A 16,373-nucleotide genomic window follows, 5' to 3' on the forward strand; every position below is an offset into this window, starting at 1 on the left:
CCAGCCGGTGACCCGGGGCTGACAGCACGGACCGCACCCAGCGGCCCTGTAGAAATTGGAGTTCCCATGGCAGCAAAATCCGTACTCGACCAGATCATTTCCCTCGCGAAGCGACGGGGTTTCGTCTTCCAGGCCGGTGAAATCTACGGTGGCTCCCGTTCTGCCTGGGACTACGGCCCCCTCGGTGCCGAGCTGAAGGAAAACATCAAGCGCCAGTGGTGGCAGTCCGTGGTCCGCGGCCGCGACGACGTCGTCGGCCTCGACTCCTCGGTGATCCTGCCCCGCCAGGTCTGGGAAGCCTCCGGCCACGTCGAGGTCTTCTCCGACCCGCTGGTCGAGTGCCTCTCCTGCCACAAGCGCTACCGCGCCGACCACCTCGAGGAAGAGTACGAGGAGAAGAAGGGCCGCCCCGCCGAGAACGGCCTCAAGGACATCGTCTGTGCCAACTGCGGCACCCGCGGCGAATGGACCGAGCCGCAGGAGTTCTCCGGCCTGCTCAAGACCTACCTGGGCCCGGTCGCCAGCGAAGAGGGCCTGCACTACCTGCGCCCCGAAACCGCGCAGGGCATCTTCGTGAACTTCAACAACGTGCTCACCACCTCGCGGAAGAAGCCGCCGTTCGGCATCGGCCAGATCGGCAAGTCGTTCCGCAACGAGATCACGCCGGGCAACTTCATCTTCCGCACCCGCGAGTTCGAGCAGATGGAGATGGAATTCTTCGTCGAGCCCGGTACCGACGAGCAGTGGCACCAGTACTGGATGAAGGAGCGCATGGCCTGGTACACCGGCCTGGGCATCCGCGAGGAGAACCTGCGCTTCTTCGAGCACCCGCTGGAGAAGCTCAGCCACTACTCCAAGGGCACCACGGACATCGAGTACCGCTTCGGCTTCCAGGGCTCCGAATGGGGCGAGCTCGAAGGCATCGCCAACCGCACCGACTTCGACCTCTCCACGCACTCAAAGGCCTCCGGCCAGGACCTGAGCTACTTCAACCAGGCCACCAACGAGCGCTACACCCCGTACGTAATCGAGCCCGCCGCCGGCCTCACCCGTTCCTTCATGGCGTTCATGATCGACGCCTACACCGAGGACGAGGCACCCAACGCCAAGGGCGGCGTCGACGTCCGCACCGTGCTCAAGCTGGACCCGCGGCTGGCGCCGGTCAAGGCGGCGGTCCTCCCGCTGAGCCGCAACGAGGACCTGTCCCCGAAGGCCAAGGACCTCGCCGCGCAGCTGCGCAAGAACTGGAACATCGAGTTCGACGACGCCGGCGCGATCGGCCGCCGCTACCGCCGGCAGGACGAGATCGGCACGCCGTTCTGCATCACGGTGGACTTCGACACGCTCGAAGACCAGGCCGTCACCATCCGCGAACGCGACACCATGAGCCAGGAACGCGTCTCCCTGGACAAGGTGGAGGGCTACCTGGCCGCACGGCTGATCGGCGCCTGAGCATGGCGATCGAGTACCGCGAATGGCACGAGGGCGACGACTTGGCGCTGCTGGAAATCTGGGGCGGGCCGGAAACGGAGCTGGCCCGGCAGTTCCGCGGCACCCTCGCGCCCTCCGGCAACGCCCCGTGGCGCCGCTGCATCGTGGCCGAGGACGTCGTTGACGGCGTCGCCATCCCCGTCGCGGCCGGCGTGGTCCACGAGGCCACGCTGCACCCGGAACGACTCTGGGTGTACGTCGAAGTCGCCCGCGACCACCGCCGCACCGGCATCGGCTCCACGCTGCTGGCCATGCTCCGGCACGAGGCCGGGCGTGCGCCGTCGGGCGTGTCCCGGCTCCGGACCAAGGTGGAGCCGGGCACGCCCGGCGCCGCCTTCGCCGAGGCGGCCGGCCTGGCCCCGATCCAACGCTCCCGCCTGGTCGTCGTCGAACCCGGCGCCCTGAAGCTCCCGGTCTTCGGCGACGGCTCCGAGGCCGCGGCGTCGGAGCAGGTAGAGGACCTGGCCACCGGCTCGGTGGAGCTCAGCGACGTCGTGGGCCGGTACTACACCGCCGTGCACCACTGGGACAGCCCCGGCGAGCTCAGCATCGCCACCGTGCAGCGGCTCTTCCTTGACGATCTCAGCGGCGCGCACGGCGCGATCGTGCTGCGAGCGCCCAAGGCCAGCGCGTTCGGAACGGGCGTGCCGGCCAGCAAGAAGGGCCGGCTCCAGGCGTTCGCGGTCAGCTACGCGCAGGGCGGCCCGGAGATGGGCGGCCCCGAAGAGGGGCACAGCACGAAGGCCGGCGATCCCTCGGACGTGTTCTTGGGCCACGACCCGGAGCTGTCCGACGACGAGGCGCAGGCCGCGGTCCGGGACCTGCTGGCGCTGATTGCGTACCAGTACCCGGTGCTGCTGGAACTGGACGATTCGATGACGGCCCTGCGCGCCGTCGTCGAGCCGCTGCTGGAGACCGGCAAGGCCCGGCAGGCCGGCGCGGACACGCTGATCGTCTCCGACCCCGCCTAAGCCCTAAAACGCAACTGACCCGCAGTGGTTGTCGCCTTGACGCGACAACCACTGCGGGTCAGTTGGGTTAACCGGCGGAGCCCGCGCTTAGCGGCGCCGGCTGCGCGCGCGCCGCGGGCCCTCGGCCAGGTCCAGCCGCCGGCGTTCCTCCTCGGTGGGGGCGCCGCCGCCGAGCGCTGCGGGCATCCACCAGGCGCCCGGTTCGGGCGTGAGCGGGAAGTCCGCGATGCCGGCGTCGATCCCGCGCTGGAGGGCTTCGCGCAAGGCCTCGGTGGCTGCCGGGACGTCCAGTCCGGGGTCCGGGGTGAAGGGCTCGCCGACGTGGACCCGGACCGGTGCGCGCCAGGCGCGCAGCGGGGAGAAGCCGTGGTGCCGGGTCATGATCCGGTGGGCGCCCCAGACCGAGACGGGGATGATGGGGACTCCGGCCTCCGCTGCCATCCGCACCGCGCCGGTCTTGCACTCGCGCACCGTGAAGCTGCGGCTGACCCCTGCCTCGGGCAGGATCGCGACGTATTCCCCGTCGCGGAGCTTCTGCACGGCGGCGTCGTAGGCGTGCGCTCCGGTGTCATAGCCGACGACGACGTGCCCGGCGGCGCTGACGGCCGGCCCGGCGAACCAGTGGTCGGCCGCGCCCTGCGTGATCAGGAAGCGCATCTGGGCTTTGTTGTGCCACCACAGCAGCAGCTCGGCGACGGCGAAATCGAGGTAGCCGAAGTGGGTGATGGCGACGACGGCGCCCGTCCCCGGGGTGGGGCGGCGGGAGGAGCTGCGCGGCTGGTCCTCCGGCCGGCTGCCCGGCTGGTTGTCCGGCGGGTTGTCCGGCTGCGCCGGCGGGAGGTGTTCGACGCCGGTCACGAGGACCCGGATCCGGAACAGCCAGCGCAGCACCTGGCCGGTGCGGACGATCATCCGGTAAAAGCGGTCGTTCGGCTGCGGCCGCCAGCTCACGCCGAACCGCACATTTCAGCGGTCCGCCGGCCGGCGAGGCGGCCAGGGAATGAAGCCGGAGGTCGATTCGACGTATTCCTTGTAGCCGGGCCGGGCGGACATGGCCTTCTCGGTCAGCGGCTTGCCGGTCTTGCCAGCCAGCGTCCAGATCATCAGGGCGGGGGAGAGGATGGTCAACACCCCCGGCCAGGAGTCCGCGGCGACGAGGAACAGCCCGGCCCAGACGGCGGCATCCCCGAAGTAGTTCGGGTGACGGGTGTAGCGCCAGAGCCCGGTGTCCAGGACGGTGCCGCGCCGGGCCGGATCCGCCTTGAACTGTGCCAGCTGCCAGTCGCCGACCGTTTCGAAGACGAAGCCGACAATCCACAACAGGACGCCCAGCAGCGCCAGCCAGCCCAGGGCGCCGGTGCTGAACATGCCCACCTGGACGGTGAGCGAGACGAAGAACATCACGATGCCCTGCGGGAGGTACACCCGGCGCAGCGCGTAGGTGTTGCGGGAACCCGGCGCCGAGGAGAGCATGTCCACGTAGCGCGGGTCTTCATGGCCGCCGCGGGCGCGGACGCCGATGTGGACGGCGAGCCGGATGCCCCAGACCGCCACGAGGGCCAGCAGCAGCAGGCGGCGGCCGGCGTCGCCGTGGCCCGCGGACAGCAGCCAGGAGACGGCGCCTGCCACCACGAAGCCCAGGCCCCAGACCGTGTCAATCACCGAGTGGCGGCTCTGGCGGACGGCGACGGCGAACGTCACGGCCAGCAGGGCCAGGAGACCGAGCGCCACCCAGGGCAGGCTGGCCAGGAAAGCGTCCAGCGGGAAGGCCGGCATCAGAGCACCACCGGGAGGCCGGCGGCGGCGGGGAGAACCTGGCGGAGGGTGTCCGTGCCGCGGAGTTCGGTGCCGGCGCTGCTGGCGAAGGAGTCCAGGATGAAACCGTTGGCCAGCGAGTTCCAGAGCCGGACCCGACGGAACATGAAGTGGCCGGCGCCCGTGAGGGAGATGTAGTTGATCGAACCGGCCACGCCCTCCGCGCGCCGGGCAAAGGCCAGCGAGTTTTTGGGGCTGGTCCAGCGGTCCTCGCTGCCGTGCACGATCAGCACGCGGCGCCCGGCGACGGGTTCCACCGGGGTGGACCGCTCCAGCCAGGGGGCCAGGGCGACGACGGCTTCCACCTGCGGGTCGTCCGCGACACAGAGCGCCGTGAGGCCGCCCATCGAGTGGCCCAGGAGGTAGACAGGAACGCCGGGGTGCTCGCGGCTGATCTGGGAGAGTGCCCAGCGGGCGTCCTGGACCGGTGACATGTCCGGCCCGTTCCAGCCCCGGTACCGGTTCCGGAGGGTCCAGACGGCCAGGCCGTGCGGGCCCCCCTCGTTCCGGAGAGCCTGCGCGAAGGGCAGCATCCTGGCAGGGCTGAGGTGCCGGGCGCGGACCGCCTCGAAGCTGTCCGCGCGGCCGCCGTGCAGCACCAGGGCGACGCCGCGGGTCTCCCCGGACGCGTCGGCGATGCTGAGCTCGGCCCGGGCCGCCGGGCCGGCTCCGGCCGCCTGGTGCTCCCGGTCGTCTGTCTTGCGTCTGGCCACGTTTGTGTCCTCCACCTCGTTTGGTCCCTGCAATTACCAACAATAAGTTGCCCGCGGGCGTTCCCGTCAGCGTTTACCGGCTGGTTTGCACACGTCTTCCCTCAGGACATTCGCAGCGGTGCCGCCGCGGGATGGGCCCGGCAACGACGGACGCGGCCCGGCCTCGTGCCGCGAACCCGGGGCGCAACGGTGCGAACCCCTTGACGCGGTGCGGGCCGAAGAGTAGGCCTGTGCTCGTAAGCCTCCGGGCGCCATGCCGGCTGGGAGCACAGATCACCGTCCGGGTCGGAAACCACGACGAAATCGACGGTACAGAAAATGGATGGAACCGACTTCGACAGCCTGCGCGGGCAAGTCCGCGGGCACGTCATCACGCCCGGCGACCCGGCCTATGACGAGGCCCGGGCAGTGCACAACGGCATGATCAACAAGCGGCCGGCAGTGGTGGTCCGCGTGTCCCAGGTGGCGGACGTGATCGCGGCCGTCAACTTCGCCCGGGATAACAACCTGCCGCTGGCAGTCCGCGGCGGAGGCCACAGCGGACCTGGCTTTGGCACGGCGGATGACGCGTTGGTCATCGACTTTGCCAACACCCGGGGTGTGCGGGTTGATCCCGCGGCCAAAACGGCCCGGACCGAGCCCGGCGCAACCTGGGCGGACTTCAATCACGCCACGCATGCCTTCGGGCTGGCGACCACCGGCGGCGTCGTCGGCTCCACCGGGGTGTCGGGGCTGACCCTCGGCGGAGGCATCGGGTACCTCGACCGGAAATACGGGCTCAGCTGCGACAACCTCCTCTCGGCCGACGTCGTCACCGCGGACGGCAAATTTCTCACGGCGAGCGAGAGCGAGCATGAGGATCTCTTCTGGGCGCTGCGCGGCGGCGGGGGGAACTTTGGCGTCGTGACCTCGCTGGAATTCCGCCTGCATCCCGTGGACATGGTCCACGCCGGGATCATCATCTTCCCGGGGGAGCACGCCGAAACCGTCGCGAAGTTCTACCGGGAGCAACTGGCGGCAGCCCCGGAAGAGTTCGGCGCCTTCCTCGCCTTCCACCAGGGTCCGCCCGTCCCGTTCCTCCCTGAGCAGTGGCACGGGAAGCCGGTCTGCATAGTGGTCGGCATGTGGACCGGTGACCCCGCCGAGGGGCCGGCCCGGTGGCAGCCATTCCTCGACGCGGCGCCAGTGGCCGGATCCATGGTGGGGCCAATGCCGTATCCGGCCCTGAACTCGGCCTTCGACGGGATGTACCCCAAGGGTCTCCTGGCCTACTGGAAGGCGGCCTTCCTGTCCGAGCTCAACGACGGAGCCATCGACGCCCACCTCGACTACGGCCGCCGGGTGCCCAGCCTTCAGACCGCCGTGCACATTTACCCGATCGACGGGGCAGTGCACCGGGTGGGCGTCACGGACACGGCGTTTCCGAACCGGAAAGCCAGGTTCTCCCCGGTGATCGCCTGCCATTGGGAGGACCCGGCGGACAGCGAAGCAAACATCGCCTGGGTGCGGGACTACGCGGCGGCGCTGCAGCCCTTCTCCGAGACCGCCGGCTACATCAACTTCATGGACGGCGATGACCTGGGCCGGGTCCCGGACAACTACGGCCCGAACTACGCCAGGTTGCAGGAGGTCAAGGCCAAGTACGATCCGCAGAACCTGTTCCACGTCAACCAAAACATCGCGCCTGCCTAAACGGCACCGCGGACACCGCGGACACCGCGGACACCGCGGACACCGCGGACGCGGCGGACGCACCCGACGCCGCCGACGCCGTAGAGTTTTCGGCATGAGGTTGAACTGCTGATGGGCGCCGGACATTCACACACCACCGGCGGGCACCTCGACACCTCGCCCCGGGCGGCCGCGGCACGCAAGAAGGCCAACTGGATCCTCGCCGCCGTGCTGGTTCCGCTGACCCTGCTGACGCTCGCCGCGATGGTGTCGCTCTGGCCGTCCGGCAGCAAGGAGGGCATCAAGCTCTCCAGCCCCTACGCGGCAGCCCCGGGCGTCAGCTTCGACACCGGCAGGATCCAGCGCGTCGTCGTCGAAGGCTGTACGGGCGCCCAGCCGGACGCCCCCGCCGGAGCCGGGCAGGGTTCGCAGTGCACCTTCGCCTACACCGAACCGGACAAGGGCGGAAACCCGGTCAAGGTGGTGATCAACCCCGACGTCGCCAAGTCCCACGGCGTCAAGGTCGGCGACAACATCCGCTACCTGAACCTCTCCAAGGCCCAGGGCGCCGCCGCGCAGGGCACACCCGCCTACGTCTTCGTCGACTTCGTCCGGACCCTCCCGATCATCCTGCTCGCCGTGCTCTACGCCGTCGTCGTGATCGCGGTGGCGCGCTGGCGCGGGCTGCGCGCCCTCATCGGCCTCGTCGGCGCCTACGCCGTGCTGGTCTCCTTTATGCTTCCGGGCCTGGTCGAAGGCAAACCGCCGCTACTGCTGGCGCTCGTCGGGTCCACGGTGATCATGATCGGCGTGCTGTACTTTGCCCACGGCTTCACCGCCCGCACCTCGACCGCGCTGCTGGGCACCATGTTCGGCCTGGGCATCACCGCCGCGCTCGCGGCCTGGGCCACCGACGCGGCCAACCTCGCCGGCGTGGGCAGCCATGACGCCGCCACGCTCGCGAACGTCTCGGACCACATCTCCATCTCCGGGATCATCCTGTGCGGGCTCATCATCTCCGGCCTCGGCGTGCTCAACGACGTCACGATCACTCAGTCCTCCGCGGTGTGGGAACTCTGGGAACTCGCCCCCGGAACGCCGGCGCGAAAGCTGTTCGCCGCGGCCATGCGGATCGGCCGGGACCACATCGCCTCCACCGTCTACACCATCGCCTTCGCCTACGCCGGCGCGGCCCTGCCGATCCTGATCATCGTGATGCTCTACGAGCGGCCGCTGGGGGACACGCTCACCAGCGCCGAACTCTCCGAGGAAGTGATCCGCACGCTCGTCGGCTCCATCGGGCTGGTCCTGGCGATTCCGGTCACCACGCTGATTGCCGTCCTCGTAGTGAAAGCCACTGGACTCAAAGGCGGCTCGGGCGATGCGCTTGCGGGCACTGGGACCGCGGCGGACGACGGCGGCCGGGCAGCCGCCGATGTCGGCGGCGCTCCCGACGGCGGGACTCCCGATGGCGGGTCAACCGACGGCGGCGGATCTGGCGACTCCGGGCCGGTGCCGGCGACCCGCCGCGGCCGACGGGCAGCCGTTCCCGGCTGACCGGGCTGCTCCGCGACGTCACGTGCGCGCGGCGTTTTCCACATAGCAGTGCCGGAATCCTGCCGATTTGCCCGGCTTTGAGACAATGGACAGGTGACTGTTGTAGCAACGCCTCCTGCCCCCAAGCTGGAACTGCCGCCCCTGAAGCTGGGCCCGCTCACGGTGGACACCCCCGTGATCCTGGCCCCGATGGCGGGCATCACCAACTCCGCCTTCCGCAGGCTCTGCCGTGAATACGGCGGCGGCCTGTATGTGGCGGAGATGGTCACTTCCCGGGCCCTCGTGGAGCGCACACCCGAATCACTGCGCATCATTTCGCACGACGAGGATGAAAAAGTCCGCTCCGTCCAGCTCTACGGCGTGGACCCCGTGACGGTCGGCCAAGCCGTCCGGATGCTGGTCGAGGAAGACCGCGCCGACCACATCGACCTTAACTTCGGCTGCCCGGTGCCCAAGGTCACCCGGCGCGGCGGAGGCTCGGCGCTGCCCTGGAAGACGGACCTGTTTACCTCGATCGTCCAGACCGCGGTCAAGGAAGCCTCAAAAGGCAACATCCCGCTGACCATCAAGATGCGCAAGGGCATCGACGATGACCACCTCACCTACCTCGACGCCGGGCGCATCGCCCGCGATTCCGGCGTCGCCGCCGTCGCGCTGCACGGCCGCACCGCCGCGCAGTTCTACTCCGGCAAGGCCGACTGGTCCGCCATCGCACGGCTGCGCGAAGCGCTCCCGGACATCCCGGTGCTCGGCAACGGGGACATCTGGTCCGCCGAAGACGCGGTGCGGATGGTCCGCGAAACCGGCGTGGACGGCGTGGTGGTCGGCCGTGGCTGCCAGGGCCGGCCGTGGCTGTTCGGGGACCTTATGGCCGCCTTCGAGGGCAGCGACGCCCGGCACACGCCGGCGCTGCGCCAGGTGGCCGAAAGCATCTACCGCCACGCCGAGCTGATGGTCGAGACCTTCGGCGACGAGGGCAAGGCCCTGCGCGAGATCCGCAAGCACATGGCCTGGTACCTCAAGGGCTACGTGGTGGGCAGCGAACTGCGCAACCGGCTGGCGCTCGTGACCAGCCTTGAAGTACTGCGCGGCACCCTCGACGAACTGGACCTCGATTCGCCCTACCCGGGCGCCGACGCCGAGGGCCCCCGCGGCCGCGCCGGTTCACCCAAGAAGCCCGCACTGCCCAAGGACTGGCTGCTCAACCGCAGCCTGGACTCGGAGCAGTCCCGGGATATCTCCTTCGCCGAACTGGACGTCTCCGGTGGCTGAGACCAGGACTTCCGCGCCCGTGCTGGACGGCTACGTGGACCGCGACTGCGCCCGCTGGGTCGAGGAACCACCCAAGAGCACCTACCGATCGGACTTCGAACGGGACCGCGCCCGCGTGCTGCACTCCTCGGCGCTGCGCCGGCTGGGCGCCAAGACCCAGGTGGTCGCGCCGGACACGGACGACTTCGTCCGCACCCGCCTGACCCACAGCCTCGAGGTCGCGCAGGTGGGCCGTGAACTGGGCCGCGCCCTGGGCTGTGACCCGGACGTGGTGGACACGGCCTGCCTGAGCCACGACCTCGGCCACCCGCCCTTCGGCCACAACGGCGAGTCGGCCCTGAACGAGGTCGCTCACGCGATCGGCGGTTTCGAAGGCAACGCCCAGACCCTGCGCCTGCTGACCCGGCTGGAACCCAAGGTCCTGGCCCCGGACGGCCGCCCCGCCGGCCTCAATCTGACGCGCGCCAGCCTCGACGCGGCCGCGAAGTACCCGTGGTCGGCGGAGAACGCCCCGGTGATCCACGGCCAGCGGACCAGCAAGTTCGGCGCCTATGAGGACGACCTGCCGATTTTCGACTGGATCCGCGAAGGCGCGCCCGAGCGCCGTTCCTGCCTCGAGGCCCAGGTCATGGACCTCGCGGACGACATCTCCTACTCGGTGCACGACGTTGAGGACGCGATCGTCGCCGGGCACTTCCAGCTGCGCTGGATGGACAACCCGGACCACCGGGCCCGGGTGGTGGGCTACGCCAAGCAGTGGTACCTGCCGCACAACGACCCTGCCGCCATCGACGCCGCCCTGGCCCGGCTCGAAGCCACCAGCGTGTGGGTACGCGAGGCCGACGGCAGCCGCAAGTCCATGGCCGCGCTGAAAGACATGACCAGCCAACTGATCGGCCGGTTCTGCCAAAGCGCACTCGAGACCACGCGTGCCCTCTACGGCCCGGAGAACCTGACCCGCTACAACGCCGAACTGATCGTCCCGGACGAGACCGTCATGGAGATCGCCGTGATGAAGGGCCTGGCCACCACCTTTGTGATGACCACCGAACACAGGCAGCCCATCTACGAACGCCAGCGCGAGGTCCTGCACGCACTGGTGACCGCGCTCAGCGCCACCGGTGACCGCAACCTGGAGCCGATGTTCGCCGCCGACTGGCGGGCCGCGCCGGACGACGGCGCACGGCTGCGCGTCGTCATCGACCAGGTGGCCTCGCTGACCGACGGCTCAGCGCTGGCGATGTACGAACGCCTCGTCGGCAGCCTGCCGTCGCTGTGGTGACCGGCGCCATAAGCCGCCGCCCGGCGTCGTACCCCGGTACTAGGATGGCACTGTGGCCGGCCTGATCAAACGCGAAGATATCGACGAAGTACGCCAGCGCACCGACATCAAGGAAGTCGTCGACGGCTACGTGACGCTCAAGGGCGCCGGCCTGGGGTCCTACAAGGGCCTGTGCCCTTTCCATGACGAGCGCTCGCCCTCCTTCACCGTGCGCCCCCAGGTGGGCCGCTACCACTGCTTCGGCTGCGGCGAAGACGGTGACGTCATCTCCTTCGTGCAGAAACTGGACCACACCACCTTCCACGAGGCGGTGGAGAAGCTCGCGGCCCGGATCGGCTACGAACTGCGCTACGAGGACGGCGGCTCGGGCCCGAACCGGGAGGAAATCGGCCGCCGCCAGCGCCTGCTCGACGCGCACAAGATCGCCGACGAATTCTTCCGCGCCCAACTGCTGACCCCCGGCGCCACCGAGGGGCGGAACTTCCTCTACGGCCGCGGCTTCGACCGGGCCGCCGCGGAACAGTTCGGCGTCGGCTACGCGCCGCAGGGCTGGGACTCACTGCTCAAGCACCTCCGCGGCCGCGGCTATACCGACGCGGAACTCAAGCTCACCGGCATGTTTTCCGAAGGCGGCCGGGGGATCTACGACCGTTTCCGCGGCCGGCTGATCTGGCCCATCCGCGACATTGCCGGAGACACGATCGGCTTCGGCGCGCGCAAGCTCTACGAGGACGACCAGGGCCCCAAGTACCTGAACACGCCCGAGACCGCGCTCTACAAGAAGTCGCAGGTCCTCTACGGGATCGACCTCGCCAAGCGGAACATCGCCAAGGACCGCCAACTGGTGGTGGTGGAGGGCTACACCGACGTGATGGCCTGCCACCTGGCCGGGATCCCGACGGCGGTCGCCACCTGCGGCACGGCGTTCGGCACCGAACACATCAAGATCGCCCGCCGGCTGCTCTCCGACGACGGCAGCGGGGGAGAAGTCATTTTCACCTTCGACGGCGACGCCGCCGGCCAGAAGGCGGCGCTGCGGGCCTTCGAAGAGGACCAGCGCTTCGTTGCCCAGACCTATGTCGCGGTGGAACCCGGCGGGTCCGACCCCTGCGAGCTGCGCCAGGCCAAGGGCGATTCCGCCGTCCGTGACCTGATCGCCACCCGGCGGCCGCTGTTCGAGTTCGCCATCCGTGCAACCTTGAGGCGGCACAACCTGGACACCGTGGAGGGACGCATCGCGGCACTGCGGGAATCGGCTCCCGTGGTCGCGCAGATCCGCGACGCCGGCATCCGGCCGGCGTATGCGCGCGAACTGGCCGGCTGGCTCGGCATGCCGGTCGAGGAAGTCAGCCGGGCCGTCGGTGCCGCAGCCAAGCGTGCCGCCCAGGGCCCGTCCGGAAGCTCCGGGCAGGGTTACAGCCAAGGCTCAGGCCAGAACCTGGCCCGGCCCGCCGGGGCGGGCCACGGGGGCGGGCCGGGCCGCGGGTCCGCGCCCGGCGTGGCGCCCCTGCCGCCGTCGGCCACGCTGCCGGCGTTCAACCGCCCGGACCCGCGCGATCCGGTGGCCGCGATGGAACGCCAAGCGCTCGAAGTCGTGCTGCAGGAGCCGGCAAGCCTCGAAGGGGCCACCTGGCAGCGCTTCTCCGAGGCCCGGTTCTCCACCCCGGCCTACCTGGCCATCCACGAAGCCATCCGGGCCACCGGACAGGGGTCCATCGGCGACCCAGCGCGGTGGGTGGAGCAGCTGCTGCAGGAAGTCCCCGAGCCGCTCCGGCCGCTGGTGTCCGAGCTCGCCGTCGTGCCGTTGCCCGCGAGCACCGCCGAAGCGGTCCAGCGGTACTGCCGCGACATTCTGGCGCGGCTGTTCGAGCTGCAGATCACCCGGGTCAAGGCCGACAAGATGGGCCAGCTGCAGCGCCTGGACGCCTCGGCGGACCCCGAGGAGTTCCAGCGGCTGAACCGGGAGCTGATGGAGCTGGAGATGCAGCGGCGTTCGCTCCGGATGGACTCCTAGGTCGTTTTACAGCGTCCCGCCGGGTGCCAATTTCACTTCCCGGCGCGGTGTTTGCTAGGCTTATATCCGCTTCATTCCTCCTTAGCTCAATTGGCAGAGCATTCGACTGTTAATCGAAGGGTTGCTGGTTCAAGTCCAGCAGGAGGAGCGCGCAGTCCCCGTTCCGGGTCACCGGGACGGGGACTTTTTCTATACCCGGCGGGGGTATGTTCCGGGTTCGGAGTCCGGGTGCCCTGCCGACGCCCCGGCCGATTTCCTTAGCGGTAAAACCTTTGCTAATGTCATACCTGCTTCATTCCTCCTTAGCTCAATTGGCAGAGCATTCGACTGTTAATCGAAGGGTTGCTGGTTCAAGTCCAGCAGGAGGAGCGAACAGGCCCCGCGGCCGGTGAATAACCGGCTGCGGGGCCTTTTTTCTTGCTGTGTCCTTCCCCGCCACACCAGGGCCAGGCACGGCACATCAGACGAAGAACATCTCGACCTGCAGGAACCGTTCCGCCTCGGTGACCGCCGCCTGGAAGGCCTCGTCCTCGGTGGGGGACTGCCGGGGTTCCCGCGGATGCCATTCGTGGGCGGAGGAATGCACGCGGGTGAAGCCGCCGCGCGGGGGCGCGTAGAAGATGCCGAAACGCTGCACGGGCCACTCGGGGGAGGTCTCGGGGGCGACCAGCAAGGCTGAATCGTAGGCGGGGTTGTACCACTGGGCGATCGGTCGACGCCGGTCCTCGGTGAACAGCCCGGCCGCATAGAGGGCCGCCGACTGGGGGCTGGTCTGCGAGCACAGCCGCTCCCACCACAGGGGCAGAATACCGTCGTCGCACCGCTGCCACGTGGCCGGTAGGGGAGGAGGGTCCTGCCAGTCAGGCACACAACAACTTTATCGCCAGCCACGGGCCACGAACAGGGCAGCATGGCCCCGCGCATCCTGCTCCAGGGGACATGCCCCTCCTGCGCGTCGAAGGGTGGGCATATGCCCGTTCTGCCCATTGTTGGTTGCGGAGGCTGGGCATGTCCCTCGGGGAGCGTGTCCGGTGCACGTGCCGGCCGGTGGACATGCCACTTCGGTCCGTCGGCGGGAGCGGGCCTCGCTAGTGGATGGAGGGCACGGTCCGCGGACGGACCACGAACCAGAGGGAGGCGGCGGCCAGCAGGATGCAGCCGGCCTGGACGGCGCCCATCGGCGTCGACGAGCCAAGGCCCAGCCAGCCTACGACGGGGGAGATGATGCCGGCCATCAGGAAGGTCGCGGCACCGAGCAGGGAAGCGGCGGTTCCCGCCTGCGCACCGTGGTTGGCGAGGGCCAGCACCTGAACGCACGGGAAGGTGAACCCGGCGCCCAGGATGTAGAACCAGAGCGGCACCATAACGCCCCACAGGCCAAAGCCAAGCTGGTCGAAGACCACGATCAGCAGCGCCATCAGGAACATCCACGCCGTCGAGCAGGCCAGAATCCACTGCGGCGGGACGCGTTTGATCAGCCGGGAACTGGTCTGGACGCCCGCCACGATCCCCAGCGAGTTAATACCGAACAGCAGGCCGTATTGCTGCGGCGAGAAGCCGTACACGTCCTGGAAGAGGAACGGCGAGGCCGAGAGGTACGTAAAGAGGCCGCCGAAGTTCATGCCGCCCAGCAGCAGCATGCCCACGAAGATCCGGTCGGCGAATAGGACGCCGTAACGTTGGCGGACCGTCAGTCCGGTGATGCCGCGCAGTTCGCGCGGCAGGGTTTCGCGCACCACAAACAGGGCCGCGATGATCACGCAGGTGCCGTAGCTGGCGAGGAAGAAGAAGATGCCCGGCCACGGCATGAGCAGCAGCAACTGCGATCCGATCACCGGCGCCAAAATGGGGGCCAGCCCGTTGACCAGCGCCATCCGGGAAAACATCCGGACCATCGCGTAGCCGCTGAAGAGGTCGCGCACCATCGCCATCGCCACCACGCCTCCGCCGGCGGCACCGATTCCCATCAGCACCCGGAACAGGCCGAGCGTGGCGATGTCCGTGGACAGGGCAGCGCCAAGTGAGGCGCCGATGTGCACCGCTGTGGCCAGGATCAGCGGAATCCGCCGCCCAAACTTGTCGCTCAGCGGCCCCACCACCAGCTGGCCCAGGGCGAAACCGACGGTTGTGCCGGTCAGCGTCAGCTGCACCGCGGCCTCGGTGACGCCAAGGCTCGCCTCCAGGGCGGGAAACGCCGGGAGGTAGAGGTCCACCGTGAACGGCCCAAGGGCCGTCAAGGCACCGAGCATCAGGATGTAGAGGAGCTTACGACGACGGGTCAGGGAATCGCCGGGATTGCTGGGTGTATGCACAGAGGTCAATCCTAGGCCCGCGCCGCGCAGGACAAACTGCCCACCCGCCGTCGTCCCTGAAGAGAAGTCAGCCCGGTCCGCGCGGCGAAGGCCTCCCGGTCCGCGCGGCGGACTCCGCCGGAGCGAGCTGGAGCGCGCCGCGGAGCCAGCCGAAAGCCCCCCGTAGATCCCGACGGCGCGCATCGCCGGTTCCGCAACCGCGGTGCACCTGCACGCCACACCCCGTTGCGGCCGCCCGCGCGGCGCCGTCCGGACCCTGAATGGTAGTTTTGACACCAAGGCGTGCGGGAAACCGCACCGCCCCGGCAATCCAGCGGAAGCGGAATCACAGATGGAACCAGTTAGGCGGACCCGATGAGCGGACGGCACACCGGCAGGACAAACGGGGGACTGCGCCTTTCCGCGCTGCCCAAGACCGTAAAACTGATCTTTAAACTGGCACCCCGGCAGCTCAACGACGAGATTGCCTTCGCCAAGGCGGAACTCAAGCGCAAGGGCATCCAGCTCGGCGTCGCGGCGGCCTTCCTGGCCGTCGCACTCGTCTTCGTCGCGTTCCTGGTGATCGGGCTCATCGTGGCTGCGATCATGGGCCTGGCCACGATTATGCCGGCCTGGCTCGCAGCCCTCCTGGTCTGCGCCGCCTTCCTGGTGATTGCCCTGATCGTAGGCCTGATCGGCTACAGCCGGTTCAAGAAGGCGATGCCGCTGCTCCCCGAGGAGACCATCCGCGGCCTCAAGTACGATCTTGGCATCGCGAAGGAAGGTTCATCTTTCGACGCCGCCGTCCTGGACCCCAATTCTCCGCAGGCCAAGGCAGCGAAGGCAGCCAAGGACGAGGCTGCGGCCAAGGCCAAGGCCGAGAAGGAAGCCAAGAAAGCTGCCGAACAGCCCGACCTCGGCCCCGCCCCCACCGAGGCAGAGCTGCGCCGCCGCCTCGACCAGCGCCGCCAGCACCTCACCGGCGTCCGCGACGAACTTGGGCAGGAACTCGACGTCAAGACCCAGGCCCAGATCCTCTTTGCCGCCACCCAGCACAAGCTGGAGGAAGGCAAGGAGCTCGTGGACGACAAGATCGCCGGTTTCCGCAGCCAGGCCAAGACCACCGGCACCCCCGGTACCGCCGGCAACGCCGGCGTGTCCGCCGTGGCGGACGAGCTCGCCAAGCGCTGGAAGCCGCTGGCGGCCCTCGCTGCCTCGACGGCTGCCCTCGTGGTCATGCTGCGCCGACTGCTCAAGGGCTAGGCCGCACCCTGGACTCCGACGCTAACTCGTTGC

General features: G+C 69.1%; 13 protein-coding genes and 2 tRNA genes. 10 read left to right on the plus strand and 5 right to left on the minus strand.

The window, feature by feature from the left end:
- The first annotated feature begins 66 nt into the window (after positions 1–66).
- Both AC1MBE_RS15185 and AC1MBE_RS15190 read left to right on the plus strand, forming a co-directional pair.
- Positions 67–1,452, plus strand: coding sequence for a glycine--tRNA ligase (locus AC1MBE_RS15185; RefSeq protein ID WP_479779367.1), 1,386 nt, complete (start codon positions 67–69; stop codon positions 1,450–1,452).
- Between the two features lie 2 nt (positions 1,453–1,454).
- Positions 1,455–2,462 (plus strand): GNAT family N-acetyltransferase, encoded by a 1,008-nt coding sequence (locus AC1MBE_RS15190; protein WP_479779369.1) that lies wholly within the window; start codon positions 1,455–1,457, stop codon positions 2,460–2,462.
- A gap of 87 nt (positions 2,463–2,549) precedes the next feature.
- Here the strand turns inward: AC1MBE_RS15190 and AC1MBE_RS15195 are convergent, their stop codons facing one another.
- The 3 genes from AC1MBE_RS15195 to AC1MBE_RS15205 are packed head-to-tail and all read right to left on the minus strand — an operon-like array spanning position 2,550 to position 4,990.
- A complete protein-coding gene (locus AC1MBE_RS15195) occupies positions 2,550–3,413 on the minus strand; it encodes a lysophospholipid acyltransferase family protein (RefSeq protein WP_479779370.1) in 864 nt (287 codons plus the stop codon).
- Between the two features lie 15 nt (positions 3,414–3,428).
- Complete coding sequence (locus AC1MBE_RS15200; protein ID WP_479779372.1) at positions 3,429–4,238, minus strand: DUF1295 domain-containing protein; 810 nt, start codon at positions 4,236–4,238, stop codon at positions 3,429–3,431.
- Complete coding sequence (locus AC1MBE_RS15205) at positions 4,238–4,990, minus strand: alpha/beta hydrolase (RefSeq protein WP_479779374.1); 753 nt, start codon at positions 4,988–4,990, stop codon at positions 4,238–4,240. Before AC1MBE_RS15205 ends, AC1MBE_RS15200 begins: the two co-directional genes overlap by 1 nt.
- A gap of 318 nt (positions 4,991–5,308) precedes the next feature.
- Between AC1MBE_RS15205 and AC1MBE_RS15210 the strand changes: the two genes are divergently transcribed.
- The 7 genes from AC1MBE_RS15210 to AC1MBE_RS15240 all read left to right on the plus strand — a co-directional run bounded on the left by AC1MBE_RS15210 (position 5,309) and on the right by AC1MBE_RS15240 (position 13,155).
- On the plus strand, positions 5,309–6,682 hold the full coding sequence (locus AC1MBE_RS15210) for an FAD-binding oxidoreductase (RefSeq protein WP_479779375.1): 1,374 nt from the start codon (positions 5,309–5,311) through the stop codon (positions 6,680–6,682).
- A gap of 111 nt (positions 6,683–6,793) precedes the next feature.
- The gene (locus AC1MBE_RS15215) at positions 6,794–8,218 is read left to right on the plus strand and encodes a YibE/F family protein (RefSeq protein ID WP_479779377.1); all 1,425 of its coding nucleotides are present in this window, start codon (positions 6,794–6,796) and stop codon (positions 8,216–8,218) included.
- Between the two features lie 93 nt (positions 8,219–8,311).
- Entirely contained in the window at positions 8,312–9,490 is a 1,179-nt protein-coding gene (gene dusB / locus AC1MBE_RS15220; RefSeq protein WP_479779379.1) for a tRNA dihydrouridine synthase DusB, read from the plus strand.
- Complete coding sequence (locus AC1MBE_RS15225) at positions 9,483–10,772, plus strand: deoxyguanosinetriphosphate triphosphohydrolase (protein ID WP_479779381.1); 1,290 nt, start codon at positions 9,483–9,485, stop codon at positions 10,770–10,772. The genes dusB and AC1MBE_RS15225 overlap by 8 nt, the downstream gene beginning before the upstream one ends.
- 52 nt (positions 10,773–10,824) lie before the next feature.
- Positions 10,825–12,786, plus strand: a complete 1,962-nt coding sequence (dnaG, locus tag AC1MBE_RS15230; protein WP_479779382.1) for a DNA primase — start codon at positions 10,825–10,827, stop codon at positions 12,784–12,786.
- 75 nt (positions 12,787–12,861) lie between these two features.
- Positions 12,862–12,934, plus strand: a tRNA-Asn gene (locus AC1MBE_RS15235).
- 148 nt (positions 12,935–13,082) lie between these two features.
- Positions 13,083–13,155, plus strand: a tRNA-Asn gene (locus tag AC1MBE_RS15240).
- A 91-nt stretch (positions 13,156–13,246) separates the two neighbouring features.
- Here AC1MBE_RS15240 and AC1MBE_RS15245 read toward each other — a convergent pair.
- Positions 13,247–13,654: a hypothetical protein gene (locus tag AC1MBE_RS15245; protein ID WP_479779384.1), complete on the minus strand. Its 408-nt coding sequence runs from the start codon at positions 13,652–13,654 to the stop codon at positions 13,247–13,249.
- Positions 13,655–13,874: 220 nt separating this feature from the next.
- Complete coding sequence (locus AC1MBE_RS15250; RefSeq protein ID WP_479779385.1) at positions 13,875–15,098, minus strand: multidrug effflux MFS transporter; 1,224 nt, start codon at positions 15,096–15,098, stop codon at positions 13,875–13,877.
- A gap of 354 nt (positions 15,099–15,452) precedes the next feature.
- On the opposite strand from AC1MBE_RS15250, the gene AC1MBE_RS15255 reads away from it, so the two are divergent.
- Entirely contained in the window at positions 15,453–16,340 is an 888-nt protein-coding gene (locus tag AC1MBE_RS15255; protein ID WP_479779387.1) for a phage holin family protein, read from the plus strand.
- Positions 16,341–16,373 lie beyond the last annotated feature (33 nt).

Source organism: Arthrobacter sp. BG5 (assembly GCF_056680155.1).

Coding starts and splice junctions, on each gene's coding strand:
- AC1MBE_RS15185 (WP_479779367.1), top strand. CDS start 67: ATGGCAGCAAAATCCGTACTCGACCAGATCATTTCCCTCGCGAAGCGA.
- AC1MBE_RS15255 (WP_479779387.1), top strand. CDS start 15,453: ATGAGCGGACGGCACACCGGCAGGACAAACGGGGGACTGCGCCTTTCC.
- AC1MBE_RS15215 (WP_479779377.1), top strand. CDS start 6,794: ATGGGCGCCGGACATTCACACACCACCGGCGGGCACCTCGACACCTCG.
- AC1MBE_RS15210 (WP_479779375.1), top strand. CDS start 5,309: ATGGATGGAACCGACTTCGACAGCCTGCGCGGGCAAGTCCGCGGGCAC.
- AC1MBE_RS15190 (WP_479779369.1), top strand. CDS start 1,455: ATGGCGATCGAGTACCGCGAATGGCACGAGGGCGACGACTTGGCGCTG.
- AC1MBE_RS15200 (WP_479779372.1), bottom strand. CDS start 4,238: ATGCCGGCCTTCCCGCTGGACGCTTTCCTGGCCAGCCTGCCCTGGGTG.